Consider the following 19,339-nt stretch of genomic DNA (forward strand, 5'->3'; position numbering starts at 1 on the left):
GCATGAACCCCTTTGTTGACGGCGCATTTGAAGCCAAGTTTCTTACGGGTGACACATACAGCAGTCAGCCTGCCAGTGCGGGCTTTTTCAGCCGTATGATGCCCTCGCTCAGCTTTTACAGCCGCCTGTTTCTCGGCCCAGTGCGCTGGCTGTGCTCCAGAGCGTCCAAGGGGCAGTGCGACGATGCCGCCTGGGTATATGCCAGCGCGTGGGTGGCAGACCTTGTGGAGCGCATAGGCTGCCCCATCGAGATTGAAGGCATGGACGCCATTGAAGCTGTGGACGGCCCCTGCCTGTTTGTGGCCAACCACATGAGCACGCTGGAAACATTCATGCTCCCGGCCATGATCCGGCCCCGCCGCCAGGTGACCTTTGTGGTCAAAAAAAGCCTCACCACCATGCCGCTTTTTGGCCCGGTGATGTGCTCGCGCGACCCCATCGTGGTTGGGCGCACCAATCCGCGTGAAGACCTCGCAGCCGTACTGAACGGCGGGCTGGAGCGCCTGAAAAAGGGCATTTCCATCATTGTGTTTCCGCAGCACACCCGCTCGCGCGAGTTTAATCCGCAGCAGTTCAATTCCATCGGCGTCAAGCTGGCTAAAAAGGCCGGAGTGCCCATTGTGCCGCTGGCCCTCAAAACCGACGCCTGGGGACAGGGCAAAAAAATCAAGGAACTTGGCCCGGTCAAACCCGGCCTGACCATACGCTACACCTTTGCAAGCCCCCTCACCATTGCCGGGCAAGGCAAGGAAGAACAGGCGGCAATCTGCCAGCATATTGAAAGCCACCTCGGCAAATGGCTGCAACTGGACGGCATCAACCAGTAGCCAGATTTTTACGGCTATTTTGCGGATATGACGTTCAAGGGCGGGGTTTACCCCGCCCTTGTTATTTTTTGAAGCACAAAATTCTTTTCAGGCATGGCAATGCGTGCAACAGGCCTGAATATTGCCCCGCCTGAAGTTTTTTCTCCCCGCTCAGGCGGCTCCCCTGCCCTCGCCCTCCGCTACCTGTTCGGTGCTTTCGGTCTGTTCAGCGCTCTCGGGTTGCTCGGCCCGATTACCATGCCCTTCTGCGGCTGCCGCTGCGTTTCTGTGCGCCAGATACCGCTCAAAGTCCTTCACCGCCAGCGGCACGCTGAACAGATACCCCTGAAACAACGTGCAGCCCATGTTCAGCAGAGCCCTTTTCTGCTCGCGTGTTTCCACGCCCTCGGCCACGGTGGTTAAACCAAGGCTTTGCGAAAGCGCGATGATGATGCTGGCGATGGCGGCATCGTTGGGGTCAGTGAGCAGGTCGCGAATGAATGAACGGTCAATCTTGAGCTGATCCAGCGGGAGCAGCTTGAGATACGCCATGGACGAATAGCCGGTGCCAAAGTCATCCAGCGAAAACCGGATGCCCAGATTGCTCAGCTCGACCATGGACGATATGATTTCCTGCATGTTCACAGCCAGCTGGCTTTCGGTCAGCTCCAGCTTCAGCAGGCTTGGGTCAATGCCCGTTTGCCGCACCGCTGCCGTAACATCCCGTACAAAATCACTTTCGCGGAACTGGCGTGCGCTTACGTTGATGGCGATTGTCAGATTTGAAAACTCGGGCATCACAGCCCAGCGTCCAAGCTGGCTGCACGCCTGCCGCACCACCCATGCACCTATGCGGGCAATCATGCCGTTTTCTTCTGCAAGGGGAATAAAGTCGGCAGGCGATACAATACCGCGCTTGGGGTGCTGCCAGCGAATCAGCGCTTCAGCGCCAAACACGTTGTCATCCAGGTCAATCAGCGGCTGATAATACAGCACAAACTGCTCAAGGCGAATGGCTTCCTCAAGATCCCGCTCAAGCTCTATGCGCTCCATGACGGTTTGCTGCATGGCCGGATCAAAAAACCGCACGGTATTTCTTCCGGCGTCTTTAGCCTGATACATGGCAAGATCCGCCTGCTTGAGCAGTTCATCTGGAGTGATGCTCTGCTTGCCGAACAGGGCAACGCCAATACTGGCTGTACAGTTGCAGGTGATGCCCTCCACAAGAATTGGCTCGCGAACGGCATTGAGAATCTTGCGGCAGATAAGCGCCACGGCCTCCGCAGCTTCCTCGCTGTTGCCCGACAGCCCGTGCAACAACAAGACAAACTCGTCACCGCCAAAGCGCGCCACCGTGTCATCTGCCGGAACAATGGCAAGCAGGCGCTGCCCAACCTGCTTGAGCAGATTGTCGCCGTGCGCGTGACCAAGCGTGTCGTTGATCGTCTTGAACCGGTCAAGGTCAATAAACAGCAGCGCGCTGAACTTGTCCGTGCGCATGCCCACCGCAACTGCCTGCCGGATGCGGTCAGTAAGCAGGGGACGGTTGGCAAGGCCGGTCAGTTGATCATAGTAGGCCAGCTCATTGATGCGGGCTTCGTTGCGGCGGCGCTCTTCTTCCCATGTAAAATTATCCAGCGCAAAACTGACGTTCAGGGCCATTTCCCCCAAGAGCTCGCGCACCTCTGCATCAAAGGTTCCGGCATCATCGGCGTAGAGCGTCAAATTTCCAACAACTTCTCCCCGTTGGCGCAAGGGGAGCGCCCCAACAGAAAGAAAACCCGTTTTGCGCACAAGCTGCCACCAGGGCGCAAGCCTGGGGTCAGTTGTGGTGTCGTCTGACCAGACAGATTCGTTGTTTCGGATTGCACAGCCAGTTGGGCCGGACCCTTTGGGGTCAGACGCCCAAACAGATATGTCGAGCTTTTGCAGATCGGTATTGCTCAGGCCAAATGATGCAACGGGCTGCACGTTGCCTGTCTGCTTTTCAACAAGGCCGATCCAGGCTCCCTTCATGCCGCCAGCTTCAACAGCAGCCCGACAAACCTCAGCAAAAAGATCATTTCTGCCAGAACAGCGCACAATGGCCTGATTGCATCTGCTGAGCGCAGCGTACATTTGTGAAATACGGTTTGCCCGCGCCTGAGCGAATTTTCTTTCACTTATGTCAGTGCATAAAAATGCTATGATTCCAACTTCTGAGCGATAGGCAACAATATCCGCCCACAGGTTGTTGCCAGCAAGGTAAAATTCAAAATGAGACGGGTCGCCGGTTTCCGCAGTCACTATGAGCGGATTCACCCAGCGGGCTGTTTCGCTGGTTTTGGGGCTGATTCTTTCCAGCAGTGTTTTGCCGATAACGTCTTCCCGCTCCGCCTTGAATACGTCGCAGTAGGCCTGGTTGATCTCAACCAGCCTGAAATCGCAAATTTTCCCATCTGGCGCAAAGACCGGCTCGCACAGGGCCATGCCTGCCTGCATATTGTCAAAAAGGCCTTTGTAGCGCTTTTCGCCCAATTCAAGTGCCTTGAGCTGGCGGGTGTAGCTAATACCGCTCCAGAATGAGATAAACACGCAGACTATCCATAAAAAACCCAGTGAAAAAATGTCCTGACGCCATTTGGCGAGAACGGCCTGCTCATACAGGCCAATAGAAAGATACAGGGGCCATTGGCTAAGCTTGCGATAAAACGCGATCCTTTTTTTATCGCCAAAATCTGCACGCCTGTGCTGGTAGATGCTTGGAGCGGCGTCGTGTTCAATAAGTTTTCGCAACGGGGGCGATGGTTTGGCGTCAAGCCAGAAACGCCCGCGCGGATACTGCGTGACAAGGCCCAGCTTTTTATCCCACAGGGTGGCCACGGCGCTTGAACCCACAATGACGGCTGAAGCCATGATGTCCGAAAACATATCTATGGAGACAGCGCAGGCCACAACGCCGCCAAACGAACCATCGGGCAACAAATAGCGCATGGAAAGCACAATGATGGGGCGCGTCCACAACTGGCTGTAAAAAGGGTGGGAAATAACAAGCCCAGAGGAGGGATTATTGCGCAACTGAACAAAGTGGTCGGTGTTGGTGATGGACATCTCACCAGAAAGTGCGCGGGGAGAAGCGTATACCACTCGTCCCTGCGTATTTGTCAGCAAAAAGCCAAGGGTGTCCGGCAGGCGTTCATCAAGGTTTTTGCCATAGGCTTCAAAGCATTCCCAGGAAACATCGCCGCGCAGTGCCTGCTGTTGCGCTTCATCAACCGCGCCCAGCAGGGCAAGATTGATCTTCTCAAAACGCCAGGAAAGAACATCGTCAATGGATCGGGAAACGCTTTCCAGCGTGTTGGCGGCCTTGTCGAGTTCCTGCTGCCTGCTGCCCACCAGCGCAAAAATAATAATGCCCAGAACAAGCAAATTGATTGTGGCAATGACCCATAGCTGCTTGTGGGAATGCAGCCGGGATGACTTGCTGCGTTCAGACTCTGAACGAAGGTTTGGCTGGGAATCAGTCATATGAACCCCACAGCGGCAGAATGCGTCAACTCCCAAAAAACGGAACAGATGGAAGCCAGTGGAGGCGAAGGAGACCATGCGGCGTTTAAACAAAAAATGAACTGCACACGGCTGTTACGGAAATATGGAAACTAAAAACCTATAGCAATAAATCTACTCCAAATCATTGTTCCAAGCAAGTTCATGACCCGATATTATAAACTGATATCACATAATTACGCATTTTAAAACCTCAAACACACAAAAAATCAGCCCACAGAGACTCTGTTTTTCCCCATTCTTTTTGCATGGTAAAGCGCCGTATCCGCTCTGTGGATCAGGCTGTCCTGAGTATCATGAGGGCGCATCTCTGCAAGGCCGATGCTCACGGTGCAACGCAGCCCGTCTGCAAAGCTGAACTCTTCAATCCGGCGGCGAAGTTTTTCTGCAATTTCCCCGGCTTTATCGGCATCGGCTTCTGGCAAAAGCACAAGAAACTCCTCCCCACCCCAACGCCCGGCAATATCCTGCTGGCGCAGAACATCTACAGCCAGGGCGCTCAGGGCCTGCAACACGCCGTCGCCAGCAAGATGCCCGAAGGTATCGTTGACATTTTTGAAGTTGTCCACATCCAGCAACAGCACGGAAAGAGGAAGTTCCCGCTGGTGCGATCGCAGCATGGCCTCGGCCATATCGCCAGAAAGTTTTTGCCTGTTGGCAAGGCCTGTAAGCTTGTCGGTATTGGAAATATGCAGCAGCTCAGCATTCAGCCGCCACAGCCGGTACGTCCAGTAGCCCCAGAGCAAGGCGATGACAGCGCCAATCCCGCCGCCAAAAAGAAACCACATGGGGTTGATGGCTGACTGCACATTGATGGAAATATGCTGATTGACCACCCTTCCCCGTTCCTGCGGTGTTATGGACATCACGCCCTTGTCCAGAATATTGCGCAGGATGACATCACTCTTGCGTACGCCAATGCGCAGGTGATTCATGTACATGGGCAATTGCCCGGCAATTTTCAGATTGAACAGCCCATTTGTGCGTATGGTGTAGGCGGCCACCATCAGGGAACGCATGGTCATGGAGCTGCGACGGCTTGAAACCATTTTCATGGCTTCATCTTCTGACCGCACAAGCTTGATCTCAAGATTGGGATACCGCTCCCTGATCAAACCTTCCATTGCCGTGCCTTCAGGAAAGACAATGGATTCGTGCTCAAGCGCTGCCGGGTCAGAGATATAATGATGTTCTTCGCGCGTTATAAACACGTTGGGGTCACTGAACAGGGGCGAGGTAAAGATAAGCCATTCACTACGCTCAGTGGTCTGGTTGAGAAAACTCAGCACCTTGCACTGCCCGCTTTTGGAAAAAGCCAGGCTTTCATTCCAGTCGGCGGTGCGCACCAGCTCAAACTCAAGGCCTGTTCTGTCCGCAACCAGCGCCAGAAGATCGGCTGCAATGCCCACGTGTTTGCCCGATGCGTCTATCTGCTCATAAGGAACCCAATCAGGGTCAACGCACAGGGTAACTTTTTTGTGCTCACGCAGGTAGGCCATCTCGGTGGGTGTGAGGGCCACATCACCGAGATGCGACACCGCGGTATCAAAAGCGCAGGCCATGCCGGGCAAGGCCTGCAAAAAAAGCCAGACAAGCCCGCTGCACAATAGTTTGATGACGCGGTTGGTTGCGGCAGCGCGTTGGATGGGCATCCATTCCCCCAGACTTGACTATTGTCGCTTTGTGCAAGGGCAAGGCCGCTTGCATGCACAGCCATAAAAACGTGCGAATCAAAGCAGTACTTGCGGCCGGTCCGCCACGGCAAAACGATCATTCCACCATCTGCATATGAATGATTTTTGTCAGTCCTGCAATGGTGGAAGAAGGATCCACGCTATTCTCCAAAATCCGAACGTCACAGGCATGAGCGGAGAGAGCCTGCGCCTGCCGCATAATAAAAGCCCGTTCCGGTTCAGGAAGCCGCAGGCTAGTGCGCTTTCCTGAACCGGAACGGGCCGTTAACAAACTGCTGAAACAGTGGAATCAGGCAACACGCCCCTTGCGGGTCGTGCCAAGCCTGGCAGCTTTTTTGACATAGGGCGCGTACTGCGCATCCATGCCCATGATGTGCTGCACAAGCCAGTCTTTAAGGAACGAAAGCAGATCCATGCTCAGGGTTATTGTTCCCTGCTTGATGCCCTGCTCCACTTCATTGACCTTGGCCTCAAATTCCCTGTGAATCTGAAGATGCTCCTTGGTGGAGGGGTAATCGGAGTGGACAAAATGCTTTTCTTCATCCCTGAAGTGTGTACTGGTGTAATCGCGGAGCTTGCGCAGAATGCCAAGCATCTCTTGCGCACTGCTGTTATTGGTCATGGCGCTGTGAAGATCATTAATATAGTCAACAAGCAGGCGATGCTGGCTGTCTATATCATTTATACCAAGATCCATATTAGGCGTCCACTGCACAAACTTATTTGAAGATGCACGATCATAGTCGCCGCTTGCCAGGGCGCTTACAATCATGTCCAGCTCTTCCATGCCGCCCTGAAATGTCAGAAGCGCAGCAGTGAACACCTTCATATTGCCAGAGGTCTGCTCCGCCACTATGCGGATTTCGTCCAGGGCTTTATTGGCGTCTTCAATATTTTCCGACTGCACCCCGGCAGTGGCGGCCACAGCCTGCAAATGCTGGGCTGTGCCGGACATGGTCTCCAGAATTTCGCGCATGCGCTCGCCAGCCACAGAGGCGGAACTCGCGCCTTCAAGGCTGAGGCGCGCGGCGGCATCCACTGTTTCGGCATTACGGTGGGCCTCATGCTGAATGGCCTTCACTGCGTCTTCAACTTCCCGCGTGGCGCCCATGGTTTTTTCTGCCAGTTTGCGCACTTCGTCAGCCACAACGGCAAAACCGCGCCCGGCTTCGCCAGCGCGGGCCGCCTCAATGGCTGCGTTAAGGGCCAGCAGGTTGGTCTGGTCGGCAACTTCATTGATGACAGCCATCACCTTGCCGATATTGCTGGCTTTTTCTCCAAGCCCCGCCATGGCTTCCTTGAGCTGCACAATGGTATCTTTAAGTTGCTCAATGGAATTAACAGCGCCGTCAACCTGCTCCTTGCTGGCAGATGCGCTGCCGCTGGCTGTTTGCGCGTTCTCAGAAATCTCGCGCACGCGCATGGATGATTCGTGCGCCCCCTGAGAGACCGTGTCCATAGCGCCGCCGGTTTCGTTCAGGCGGTCGCGCTGCACGGCAACCCCCTGGTTCACTTCCGTAACCAGGGTCGCAAGGTTCTGGGCTTCGGCAGAGAGTTTGGCGCAAACAGTATGCGCCTTGTGCAACACGGCATCGCCCTTTTCAAATTTCTCACTCAAGGCTGCATTTTCGGCCTGCGCCGCTTGCAGCTTTGCCTGAAGCGCCGCATTGCTGGCCTCAAGGCCGGCTGTGCGTTGCCGCTCGGCAGCCAGGTTATCTTCTGCCGAACGCAGCCGCCCAATGCAATAGGCAAGGCGTTCCTGATTATTGGCGCCGCCGGATTCGCCAGCGCCGCTTGCTACGTCATCCATCAGCTCGCGCATTTGCCTTGCCTCGGCCAGGGCGCGCAGCCACATAATTGCATCAACCACCAGGCAGGCAGCCGCACCGCCCAAAGCAAGCCACAACAATCCGTCAATTTTTCCAACAACCGCCAAAATAACCAGCATGGCCAAAGCAAATGCATGGGAAATAAAAACCATAAACCCACCCTTGTCGGAAAACGGATAATTGTGCCCGAGGCTGAAAAAAACAGCCTCCCAGAAAACCAAGCAGAACGATCATATTATCGTTTATCGGACAACACAAGCAGCACCAATAGCGCCAATCTTGAAAAAAATGTTACATTTATGCGTCTGCCCAAAATTCGGAGGACAGCACGCGCGAGGTCAACGCAAGTGGATGTCATATTGACACCAGGGCTAATATTTATAATGATGCCGAGGTATTTTAATGAAAATTTTGATGCAGGTATTCTGCCGCAAACATAACTGGTTGTGGTTCCTGCACTCTAGGAGCGATTTCACCTTGCAATCGCTCCTAAGGCTGTGCGAGCAAACGCCCGCCTGTGAGGCGCGAGCGCTTTTTACCCGCAGGGGTAACCGCCTGAACATGTGACGTAAAATTTTGCGAATACATTTCGCATCATTTAATTGCTCAAGAACGCAGCGACGCCTCCCCCCCAAGGCACCAGTCAGCGATGGATCATGCACCGCCAAGCGCCGCATGGTTTGATGTATTTTTCTTTGCCGGTTGCCGCGTACCGTTCTCAGCAACGTGAAGCGGCGTGCGCTGAACCATGATAGCGCACCCGGCTTTCTTGCCTGCCAGCATCGGCGCGCCCGATGAGCGCAGACACTGCACTCTGGCAGGGACTCAGGGAAACTGTTTGCCGTGGACGTGCACTTGCACAACGGCACCCCATTAAAACCAGAGCACCGTAGTTACTGATTGCGGGGCTTGGCTTTTATGGGTTTGGCAAACACCATTTTCCGGGTAGTTTTCTTCGGCGGCGCTGCTAATTGGCAACGGGGCGCCGTCTTCCGTAAATGCCATTCCAGGAGGAAACCATGGCGCTGAAGAAATCCATTTTGTCCGCTCTGGCGGCTCTGCTTCTGCTGACCTCTGTTCAGGGCGGTCAGGCGCAGGCAGAGGAACTCACCGGGACCTTGAAAAAAATCAAGGATACCGGCGTGATTGTTGTGGGTCACCGTGAATCTTCCGTGCCTTTTTCCTACTACGATCTTCAGCAGAACGTTATCGGCTACGCACAGGACTATTCCAACAAGGTCGTGGAAGCCGTTAAAAAACAGCTGAACATGCCCAACCTCCAGGTGCGTTTTGTGCCCATCACCTCGCAGAACCGCATTCCCCTGCTGCAAAACGGCACCTTTGATTTCGAGTGTGGCTCGACCACCAACAACCTGGAACGTCAGCAGCAGGTTGACTTCTCCAACACCTTTTTTATCATCGGCACCCGCCTGCTGGTCAACAAAGACTCCGGCATCAAGGACTTTGACGGCCTGAAGGGCAAGAACGTTGCCGTGACCTCCGGCACCACGTCTGAAAAGCTGCTGAACAAGATGAATGACGAGAAGGGCCTCGCCATCAACATCATCAGCGTAAAAGACCACGGCGATGCGTTCCGCACTGTGGAATCTGGCCGCGCTGTGGCCTTCTTTATGGATGACGCCCTGCTTGCCGGCGAACGCGCCAAGGCCAAAAAGCCCGCTGACTGGATCATCGTGGGAACCCCGCAGAGCTTTGAAGCCTACGGCTGCATGGTGCGCAAGGGCGACGCGCAGTTCAAGAAGCTTCTTGACGACGTGATTGCTGCGGAACAGAGCAACGGCAATGCCGAAAAGTCCTTTAACCGCTGGTTCATGCAGCCCATTCCGCCCAAGAACATGAACATGAATTTTGAAATGTCTGACGAAATGAAGGCTCTCTTCAAGGCCCCCAACGATAAGGCCCTGAACTGATTTTAGGCATGCCCGGGAGCTTCAGGCGCAAGCGGGCGCTCCCGGGCATGCGTTTAAGCCCGCTGCACCATGAGATACGTTTTTTACACAGGGATGGAACCAACGAATGCAGGCTAACTGGAACTGGGGCATTTTTTTTGAGCAGGCGCCGTTCGGAAACGTCACCTACTTTAGCTGGCTGGTGGACGGCTTTTTGACGACAGTGGCCCTGTCTGTCTGTGCCTGGATTCTGGCTTTTCTTCTGGGCTCTTTTTTCGGTATTCTCCGCACTCTGCCCAACAAGATTCTGAGCAACATTGGCGCAGCCTATGTGACCGTTTTTCGCAACATACCTCTTATCGTTCAGTTTTTCATATGGTACCTTGCAGCACCCGACCTGCTGCCCTACAAAGCAAGCGTATGGTTCAAGGCAGAACTGAACCCCAACATCCAGTTTTTTGTCATTTCCACCTGCGCGCTGGGTTTCTTTACCGGTGCGCGCGTCTGTGAGCAGGTCAGGTCTGGCATTCAGGCCCTCTCGCGCGGGCAACGCTACGCAGCCCTGGCCCTTGGCCTTACGCTGCCGCAAACCTATCGTCACGTTCTGTTGCCCAATGCCTACCGCATTATCATTCCGCCGTTGACCTCCGAAATGCTCAATATGGTCAAAAACACCGCAGTTGCTTCAACTGTGGGGCTTATCGAACTGACCGCGCAGGCCAACCGCCTTCTGGAATTTTCCGGCTACGCGTATGAATCGTTCATTGCGGTTACGCTTGCCTACGCCTTCCTGAATTTTGTGGTTATGCGTTCCATGAAACTGCTGGAGAACAAAATGCGTTTGCCCTCCATGAGCACAGGAGGCAAAAATGTTTAGCATAGACTGGAGCATCATCCAGCAGAGCCTGCCCCTGCTTGCGCAGGGGGCATTGGTAACGCTCAAGATCACCATTACCGCCATTGCCTTTGGCATGGTGATAGGCACATTGCTGGCAGTGGCGCGCATTTCTGTTTACGCGCCCATGCGCTGGCTCTCCGCCGCCTATGTGAACTGCTTCCGCTCCATCCCCCTTGTGATGGTGCTGCTGTGGTTCTACCTCATTGTGCCGCAGTTTTTGAGTTCGTTCTTCAATCTTTCGCCGCAAACAGACATCCGGCTTGTTTCCGCCATAGTGGCCTTTACCGCATTTGAGGCGGCCTACTATGCAGAAATTATCCGCGCGGGCATGCGTAGTGTTTCCAGCGGCCAGTACGCGGCATCCCTTGCGCTTGGCATGACCAAGTCGCAAACAATCACCTATGTCATCCTGCCGCAGGCATTCCGCGTCATGACGCCCCTGCTGCTGACCCAGGGCATGATTCTTTTTCAGGATACCGCCCTGGTGTACATCATCGGCCTTGCCGACTTTTTCCGCACCGCTTCCAACATTGGCAAAACAACAGGCTATGAAATTGATATGGTACTGATTGCAGGATCCGGCTACTTTGTGGTCTGCCTCTGCGTTTCAGCCACCGTAACCATGGTAAAAAAGAGACTCAATCAATGATTAATCCCACCGATGAAGCCATGATCATTCTGGAAAACGTATCCAAGTGGTACGGTGACTTCAATGTGCTGAGCCACTGTAGCACGCGCATACACAAGGGCGAGGTTGTTGTGGTATGCGGGCCTTCCGGTTCGGGAAAATCCACGCTGATCAAAACCGTGAACGGCCTTGAACCCGTGCAGTCTGGCAAAATTTTTGTGAACAACACAGAAGTGACCAGCAAAAAAACCAACCTTGCCCAGCTCCGCAGCCACGTTGGCATGGTTTTTCAGCATTTTGAGCTTTTTCCGCACCTGAACATCATCCATAACCTTGTTCTGGCTCAGGAAAAGGTGCTTAAGCGCAACCGCGAAGAATCGATGGAAAAGGCCCACATGCTGCTCAAGCGGGTCGGCCTTGAACAGCAGACGGAAAAGTATCCTTCACAGCTCTCCGGCGGGCAGCAGCAACGCGTTGCCATTGCCCGTGCCCTGTGCATGGATCCCGTGGCCATGCTTTTTGACGAACCGACCTCCGCACTCGACCCGGAAATGATTAACGAAGTGCTGGATGTCATGGTTGAGCTGGCCTACGAAGGCATGACCATGATGGTCGTTACCCATGAAATGGGTTTTGCCCGCAAGGTCGCCAACCGGGTTCTCTTTATGGAAAGCGGCCAGATTCTCGAAGACTCCCCCAAGGACAAGTTCTTCGACAATCCGGCAACCCAGCGCGCCAAGGACTTTTTGGCCAACATCATTCCGCACTAATACGCCGCCTCAGGGCGCTGTTAACGGCATAACCCCGGCCTGCTCCCAGTACATGTGGGAACAGGCCGGGGTTTCTTCTTGCTGCGTAGCCCACCGCAGCCATAACAGGATGCATATACACAATGGATTATCAGGTTGGCCTGCAAGTGATAACTGCCTGCGCTGCCAACGCATAAGGATGACGTGCCGCAGCGATGAGCATCAGGCTGCATTCGCTCCATCGCCTCTGAAGCAGGCAAAGTGGTTTGTGCGACTGCCTTAATATACTGTCAAAAATTCCTCTTCAGGGAGGGAAAAAATTTCCCTCCACGATTTTAATCTTGTAACTATATAAATTATAATAACTTTTTTTATTGGCACATGGATTGCATCTTGGCGAGTACAGCTTAGTAACCACCAGGAGGTGTCCCATGTCTTTGGTCATTAACCATAATATGATGGCCGACAATACGGCCAGAAATTTAAATGCGCATTACTCGGCACTGGGAAAATCCATGCAGCGCTTGTCGTCTGGCCTTCGCGTCAACAGCGCCGCTGATGATGCCGCGGGTCTGGCAATTCGAGAACTGCAACGCGCCGACATAACCACCCTGCATCAGGGCGCGCGCAACGCGAACGACGCTATCTCCATGATCCAGACCGCCGACGGCGCGCTTGGCATCATCGATGAAAAGCTCACGCGCATGAAGGAACTGGCGGAACAGGCAGCCACCGGCACCTATGACTCCACGCAGCGCCTGATGATCGAGTCCGAGTACCAGGCAATGGCTTCGGAAATTACCCGTATCGCCAATGCCACCGACTTCAACGGTATCCACCTGTTGAACGGCACATTGTCCTCTGACTCGCACGATGGCAGCGGCATGACGTCTTCCGGCAAGCTGAAGGTTCACTTTGGCACCGGCAACGATTCTGCCGAAGACTATTACTATATCACCATCGGCTGCACCACCGCATCTGCCCTTGGCGTTGGCAACCAGGCCTATGACACCGCCACCAACACATTGCGGGCGGGCGGCACGGTTTCCACGCAGCAGGCCGCGCAGCAGTCGCTTGAGGCCATTACGAAGGCCATTGTGTCCAAGGATAAAATCCGCGCGCACCTTGGCGCGGTGCAGAACCGCCTGGAAAATACGATTACCAACCTGAACACTCAGGCTGAAAATCTCCAGGCTGCTGAATCCCGAATTTCCGACGTGGACGTTGCGACAGAAATGACGTCCTTTGTCCGCAACCAGATTCTCACCCAGTCTGCGGTGGCCATGTTGTCGCAGGCCAACTCCTTGCCGCAGATGGCCATGAAGCTTATCGGCGGTTAGGCCATCATAAACTAGGCTGTGGTGGACCAAAGATGGGAGGCCCGGGGGCTGTGCCCCCGGGCCGGGACAATCCCGATTATGCCCGCATGCTTCGCGGCGGCATATTGGGGGATTTGTCAGTTCTTTTTTGGTATTGCAGTAGACTCGAGAACGGCAAGCGCCTGCTGGGCGGCATTTTGTTCCGCCTTTTTGCAGCTGCTGCCAGTGGCGGCAAATTCGGTTCCATCCGGCAGCCGCAAGGCTATCTCAAAAATTTTGGCATGCTCCGGCCCCTGGCTGCCCATGCGGGTGTAGAGCGGCGCTTCGCCAAAGCGCTGTTGCGAAGCTTCCTGAAGCCTCGTTTTATAGTCCTTGGGCATGGTCTTGCTTGCAGCCGTGGGCCAGCGGTCAGCAAAAAGCCGCGCTACCACGCTCTGGGCGGCAGCAAAACCGCCGTCCTCATACACGGCGGCAAGCACAGCCTCCAGCGCATCGCTCAACACGCCGTCGCGATTACGGCCCCCCTGGCTTTCTTCTCCTCTTCCCAGTTTCAGCAAGGCAACAAGCCCAATCTTTCGTGCCCGCTCCGCAAGGCTTACGGTGCTCACCAGATGCGCCCGCATCTTGGTCAGCTCGCCTTCGCGAGCATCAGGAAACCGCCGATATAACTGGGCTGAGACGCACAGTTCAAGCACGGCATCGCCTAAAAATTCAAGGCGTTCGTTATGGTTTTGCCCTGTGCCGCATTCATTGGCCCACGAGCTGTGCGTCAGGGCAAGATCCAGCAGCGCGGGCTTTGTAAAGACATACCCGAGCACTGGTTCCAGCACTTTGGCCGCTGCTTCGGGGTCTGTATTTGTGGGTGCGTCAAAATTCTGCATGCCCGTACTGTAGTCATTTCAAAACTGTTGGCAACATAAAATACCTTGACATGCGTTGCACCAATGCCTAGGTAAAACCAACGACTACCGAGGAGTTGAGCATGGCTTATGATATCCGTTTGATGAAGCTGGTGACGGGCGAACTGATCATCGGCAAGTATGACGCCGACAAGGACTGCCTTAACGAGGTGGCCACCCTTCAGACTGTCCCCACCCAGCAGGGTGTGCAGATGATGCTGTTGCCCTACGGCTATCCCTTTGAACCTGATTTTACGGGCAGCATTGAGGGAAAAAATTTCCTCTACCGCTATGCCAACACCCCCAAGGAACTGCAGGACAAGTACATCGAAGCCTGTACCAATCTGACCGTGGCCGGCGGCCTCGGCAAGATGCAGTTCAGCTCCGAACCCTTTGGTGGTTCCGGCAGCGGCCTTATCAAGTAATTCAAGAAGAACTCTTGCAGCAAACCCCTTTGCGCCCGGCGGCTTTGCCGACTCTGATGGCGCAATACCCGAGAAACGGGGTTTGCCATCACTCTTGGGGCGGCGCAAAACGCCGCCCTTTTTGCACCCTTCGCCTTTTCTCCAACCCACACAAGGATAGACATGCGCCCACTGCTGCCCCTATTGCCCAAACCAAGCCGCTATGCGGGCATTGAGGACAACGCCTGCCGTAAGACCCCCGAAGACGTACGCCTGCGCGTGGCTCTGGCCTTTCCCGATACCTATGATGTGGGCATGTCCTACCTTGGACAAAAAATTCTTTACAATATCGTCAACAGCGAACCGCGCTGGTGGGCAGAGCGCGTCATGGCGCCTGAAAAGGAAGCCGCAGAAATTCTGCGCGCCCACAATACGCCGCTGGCCACGCTGGAATCAGACACGCCATTGGGCAACATGCACTGCCTGAGCTTTTCCATCACGCACGAGCTCTGCTACACCAATGTGCTCTATATGCTTGATCTGGCAGGCATCCCGCTGCGCACGGCAGACAGGCCGAAAAGCCTCACCCAATGCCCCCTGGTTATTGCTGGCGGCGGCGCGCTGCTGAGCGCGGAACCGCTGACCCCCTTTGTGGACATCATGGTGCTCGGCGACGGCGAGGAAAGCCTGCCGGACGTGCTGCGCATGCTTGAAAAAGCTCTGGATCAGGGCTGGACGCGCGATGAAATGCTGCTGCAATCGCGCACTATTCCCGGCGTGTACGTGCCGTCCCTTTTCCAGCAGGAATTTGACGCCGCAGGCGCGCCCATTTTCCCGCTCAAGCCACTGCGCGATGACTACCAGCGCCCCACCCGGCGCATTGTGGCCGACCTCAACAATGCGGCCTACCCCACGCGGCAGGTTGTGCCTGTGGGCGCTGTCCACAATCGCCTCTCGCTCGAAATCGCGCGCGGCTGCACACGCGGCTGCCGTTTTTGCCATGCGGGCATGGTGTATCGCCCTGTACGCGAACGCTCGCTCGACAATATCAATGAACTCCTGACCAAATGCCTGAACGAAACGGGCTTTGACGAAATTTCCTTCCTTTCTCTGAGCACGGGCGACTTTTCCGCCTTGAAGACCCTGAGTTTCGGTGTGCTTGACCGCTGCGCCCGCGAACAGATCAGCCTTTCCCTGCCCTCGCTGCGCGTTGGCTCCATTGATGACGAAATCATTGAACGCATGGCCGATCTGCGCCGCACTGGCGTGACTCTCGCCCCCGAGGCCGGCAGCCAGCGCCTGCGCGATGTCATCAACAAGGGCGTTACAGAAGAAGGCCTGCTGCTGCACGCGCAGAAACTGGTCGAACACGGCTGGCGGCTTGTAAAGCTCTACTTCATGATCGGCCTGCCCACAGAAACGGATGAAGACCTGTCTGCCATTGCGGATATCTGCCGCAAGGTTCGCGATGCCGCTGGCCGCGGCAACCCCCGCTTACAGGTGACAGCCGCCCTTTCACCCTTTGTGCCCAAGCCCTTCACGCCCTTCCAGTGGGTGCCGCAGATCGGGCAGGATGAAATCCAGCGCCGCGTCAATCTGGTGCGGACGCAGTTCAAGGGGCAGAAGTTCCTCAAGCTGCGCTGGCACGAACCCGCCATGAGTCACCTTGAAGGGGTCTTGTCGCGCGCAGACCGCCGTATGGCCGATGTGGTGGAAAAGGCCTACCGCAAGGGCGCTGTGTTTACGAGCTGGATGGAACATTTTTCTCTGCCGCCCTGGCTTGAAGCTCTTGAAGAGTGCGGTATCAGCGCGCAGGAATGCACAGGCCCGCGCGAACCCGGCGCAGCCCTGCCCTGGAGCCACCTTGAAGCTGGCATTTCCGAGGAATTTCTGCTGCGTGAACGCGAACGCGCCCTGACGGAAAAAATTACCGATGATTGCCGCTACGGCGCGTGCCGCCAGTGCGGCGCATGCGACACCAAGGCTGGCCCTTCGCGCATGCAACACGCATCCGCCCCGGCGGACTCGGACGAACCCGGCCAGCCCCTGCACCGCAACAGGCTTATTTTGCCGCAGCGCGACCAGATGGCCCACGCGCCTACCCTGGACGAGGAAGGCCGCCTTGTCTGCCGTCCGCAAACCAGCCGCCCGCCCAAGATCACTGCGGAGCTGACCGTCAAGGCGGCCCAGTACCGCCTGTGGCACAGCAAGGCCGGGGGCAGCGCATATCTGAGCCAGCTTGAATTGCAGGCTGTGCTTGACCGCGCCTTGCGCAGGGCTGCCATGCCCCTGGCATTTTCGCAGGGCTTCCACCCCATGCCGTTGCTCTCCTTTGGCCGCGCGCTGCCTGTGGGCGTGGAAAGCCAGGCCGAGTGGTTTGCCCTTACCCTGCACAAAAATCTGCCGCCGGAAGAAGTCGCCGCGCGCCTGGCCCCCCTGCTGCCCCCCGGCATGAACGTGCTGCGGGTGGAGCCTGTGGAAAAAAGCCGCCGCACAGAACAGGCCGTTGCCGAAGCCTTTACCCTGCGCATGCCCACTCAGGAAGAAACCGCAGCGGCAGCCCGCTGCTTTGCCGAATTTGCCGAGCTGTCCGAGCGCATGTTCACGCGCGATACCAAGAAAGGCCCGCGCACGGCAGATATCCGACTGATGTTGCGCGACTGGTCAACAAAGACCAGTGAAACGGGCCAGGTGGAGGCCGTGACATTTGTGGCAGACTGGAGTAACGGATACCTGTCTCCTCTGGTTTTCTGCATGGCAGTGCTTGAACCCCTGGGAGCATCCGAAATTCTGCGCCAGCGCATAGGCTTGCTTAAAACAGCGCAGATATTTGCGGACGGTCAATCCTATCCAGAGTAACCATATGCCGCATACGACACCAGCCTGGTTCTTTTTTGGCGATTCGCTGACGCAAGGCGTTAACGATTGTCTCATGCCGGGCGGGTGGGTAAGCAGGCTGGCAGTGCTTGCACACAAAACGGGCCTTTGCCCCATACCGCGCGCCACGTTTTATAATCTGGGCGCGCGGCGGCACGGCACGGCTGACGTTGCCGCACGCTGGCGGCAGGAGCTGGAAAACAGGCTTATACCCGGTATGAAGCCGCACCTTGTTTTTTGCGTGGGCGTGGTGGATATGGCTGCCCCAGGCGGCGGCCAGCCCGCAGACCCGGCATCGACGGCAGCATTGCTGCACCCCGTGCTGGAAGAAGCGGCGGCAACCGCCCCCACACTGGTGATCAGCCCGCCGCCCGTTGCGGCAGCGGAAGCGAACGCCCGCATCGCACAACTGTGCAAACTGCAACAAATGCTGTGCGACCAGCGCGGCATTCCTTTTGCGCAGGTGCATGAGCTTTTGCTAACCAATTCCGTCTATATGGACGATCTGAGCGATGGGCTGCACCCCGGATCACAGGGTTGCGCCCAGATGGCGCAAACGCTGCTGGCGCAGCAATGCGTTAGAGAATTCATGCGCGCCGCGCAGTAGGAGAACACAATGGGTTCATGTATTCCCTTTATTGACGAACAGCCTTTTGCAGAACGTGTCAAAACAATGGCGGATGACGAACTGCTTGAAATCTGGGAAGAAACCCAGCAGCTTGAAAGCATGTTGTGCAATGCCTTGCACACAGATCTTGCCCTGGCTCCTGATTATGAAAAGGTCATTGTGGAAGAGCTGTTTCTGCGGTCGAGCCGCCGGGTACGGCAGCAGCCGCTGGGCAAATAATATCCTGCCGATTCCCGCCAAGCCTGGCATGGCAAGAATACACCCTAGCTGACTTGTCTAAATTTGAAGCATTACACCAGCTATAACCTGCCTTACTGTATACTGCCGTTTTGCGCTCTAGCTGTCATACTGGCACTCCATGTGCCAGTTCGCCGTTGAGCAAACGGCTTTAGCTGTACCCTTTCGGCACTCCCCCTGTTTGCGTCCTCATTCTTTCCGCAGGCTCCTGCCTGCCGTGTTACTGTGCTGCTCAACAGGCACACCACACTCACTCCTAATTACCCCGTTTCCCAACAGGCACATCCTGGCTGTGCTATGCCCAAAATACGTGACCGCAGCGTATATAAATCAAAGCAGCTATAGTCGCCCGTTCAAGGCCAGCACCCGACATTTTTGTAGGTTGCCTGGCGCTTTTTTGTGCCTTGCAATCGTTCTGCCCGTGTCCCCCCAAAAATGGGTACAACTTTTTACTAATAACATTCTTGTTTAATTGAAAAATTAATTTTCACAAAACAAAGTTTTGCGCAGACACAATATTCTCTTTTTCAAATCGTTAAAGGAAGTGAGAAACACATACCCCTATACGGAGCCCCTATGAACACCATGATGAAATTTTTAGTTAAACTTGCCGTTGCCATAGTTGTTTTTGGCGTGGCTACCATGTTGCTGTGGAATGCTCTAATCCCCGAACTTTTCAATCTTCCTACACTTTCCATTGCTCAGGCAGTGGGGCTGCTTGTTCTTTCACGCCTTTTGTTTGGCGGGTTTGGCATCCTTAAAGATATGGGCCACTTCATGGCACGCAAAGAGCGGCAGGCAATACTGGAAAACTGGCATTCCATGTCTCCGGAACAGCGCGCTCAATGTATTGAACGCATCCGCTCACACCATGGCAGGTTTCCTTGCACCAATCGTGACGGTGAACAAAAATAG

15 protein-coding genes are annotated in these 19,339 nt (G+C 55.3%); 11 read left to right on the forward strand and 4 right to left on the reverse strand.

The window, feature by feature from the left end:
- Positions 1-2: 2 nt before the first annotated feature.
- Positions 3-827 (forward strand): lysophospholipid acyltransferase family protein, encoded by an 825-nt coding sequence (locus ACUZ9Q_RS07805; RefSeq protein ID WP_192111878.1) that lies wholly within the window; start codon positions 3-5, stop codon positions 825-827.
- Positions 828-977: 150 nt separating this feature from the next.
- Here ACUZ9Q_RS07805 and ACUZ9Q_RS07810 read toward each other — a convergent pair whose 3' ends face one another.
- The 3 genes from ACUZ9Q_RS07810 to ACUZ9Q_RS07820 all read right to left on the reverse strand — a co-directional run bounded on the left by ACUZ9Q_RS07810 (position 978) and on the right by ACUZ9Q_RS07820 (position 8,027).
- Entirely contained in the window at positions 978-4,313 is a 3,336-nt protein-coding gene (locus ACUZ9Q_RS07810) for an EAL domain-containing protein (RefSeq protein WP_449247649.1), read from the reverse strand.
- A 248-nt stretch (positions 4,314-4,561) separates the two neighbouring features.
- Positions 4,562-6,004, reverse strand: coding sequence for a diguanylate cyclase (locus tag ACUZ9Q_RS07815; protein ID WP_449247650.1), 1,443 nt, complete (start codon positions 6,002-6,004; stop codon positions 4,562-4,564).
- A gap of 331 nt (positions 6,005-6,335) precedes the next feature.
- The gene (locus tag ACUZ9Q_RS07820; protein ID WP_227117892.1) at positions 6,336-8,027 is read right to left on the reverse strand and encodes a bacteriohemerythrin; all 1,692 of its coding nucleotides are present in this window, start codon (positions 8,025-8,027) and stop codon (positions 6,336-6,338) included.
- Positions 8,028-8,894: 867 nt separating this feature from the next.
- On the opposite strand from ACUZ9Q_RS07820, the gene ACUZ9Q_RS07825 reads away from it, so the two are divergent.
- The 5 genes from ACUZ9Q_RS07825 (at position 8,895) to ACUZ9Q_RS07845 (ending at position 13,400) form a co-directional block, all read left to right on the forward strand.
- Positions 8,895-9,806 carry a glutamate/aspartate ABC transporter substrate-binding protein gene (locus ACUZ9Q_RS07825; protein ID WP_192111882.1) on the forward strand — a complete coding sequence of 304 codons (912 nt, stop codon included), beginning with the start codon at positions 8,895-8,897 and terminating at the stop codon, positions 9,804-9,806.
- Between the two features lie 106 nt (positions 9,807-9,912).
- On the forward strand, positions 9,913-10,662 hold the full coding sequence (locus tag ACUZ9Q_RS07830) for an amino acid ABC transporter permease (protein WP_022659398.1): 750 nt from the start codon (positions 9,913-9,915) through the stop codon (positions 10,660-10,662).
- Entirely contained in the window at positions 10,655-11,332 is a 678-nt protein-coding gene (locus ACUZ9Q_RS07835) for an ABC transporter permease subunit (RefSeq protein WP_192111883.1), read from the forward strand. The genes ACUZ9Q_RS07830 and ACUZ9Q_RS07835 overlap by 8 nt, the downstream gene beginning before the upstream one ends.
- 20 nt (positions 11,333-11,352) lie before the next feature.
- Complete coding sequence (locus ACUZ9Q_RS07840) at positions 11,353-12,081, forward strand: amino acid ABC transporter ATP-binding protein (protein WP_192112092.1); 729 nt, start codon at positions 11,353-11,355, stop codon at positions 12,079-12,081.
- Positions 12,082-12,491: 410 nt separating this feature from the next.
- Entirely contained in the window at positions 12,492-13,400 is a 909-nt protein-coding gene (locus ACUZ9Q_RS07845) for a flagellin N-terminal helical domain-containing protein (RefSeq protein WP_192111884.1), read from the forward strand.
- Positions 13,401-13,516: 116 nt separating this feature from the next.
- Here ACUZ9Q_RS07845 and rnc read toward each other — a convergent pair whose 3' ends face one another.
- Positions 13,517-14,260: a ribonuclease III gene (rnc, locus tag ACUZ9Q_RS07850; RefSeq protein WP_449247651.1), complete on the reverse strand. Its 744-nt coding sequence runs from the start codon at positions 14,258-14,260 to the stop codon at positions 13,517-13,519.
- A 101-nt stretch (positions 14,261-14,361) separates the two neighbouring features.
- Between rnc and ACUZ9Q_RS07855 the strand changes: the two genes are divergently transcribed.
- The 5 genes from ACUZ9Q_RS07855 (at position 14,362) to ACUZ9Q_RS07875 (ending at position 19,339) form a co-directional block, all read left to right on the forward strand.
- Positions 14,362-14,703: a hypothetical protein gene (locus ACUZ9Q_RS07855; protein WP_192111886.1), complete on the forward strand. Its 342-nt coding sequence runs from the start codon at positions 14,362-14,364 to the stop codon at positions 14,701-14,703.
- Between the two features lie 162 nt (positions 14,704-14,865).
- Positions 14,866-17,541, forward strand: a complete 2,676-nt coding sequence (locus ACUZ9Q_RS07860; RefSeq protein WP_449247652.1) for a TIGR03960 family B12-binding radical SAM protein — start codon at positions 14,866-14,868, stop codon at positions 17,539-17,541.
- A gap of 4 nt (positions 17,542-17,545) precedes the next feature.
- Complete coding sequence (locus ACUZ9Q_RS07865) at positions 17,546-18,166, forward strand: GDSL-type esterase/lipase family protein (RefSeq protein ID WP_449247653.1); 621 nt, start codon at positions 17,546-17,548, stop codon at positions 18,164-18,166.
- A 9-nt stretch (positions 18,167-18,175) separates the two neighbouring features.
- A complete protein-coding gene (locus tag ACUZ9Q_RS07870) occupies positions 18,176-18,406 on the forward strand; it encodes a hypothetical protein (protein ID WP_022659388.1) in 231 nt (76 codons plus the stop codon).
- Positions 18,407-19,000: 594 nt separating this feature from the next.
- A complete protein-coding gene (locus ACUZ9Q_RS07875) occupies positions 19,001-19,339 on the forward strand; it encodes a hypothetical protein (RefSeq protein WP_192111889.1) in 339 nt (112 codons plus the stop codon).

This window comes from Desulfovibrio desulfopostgatei (assembly GCF_053570645.1).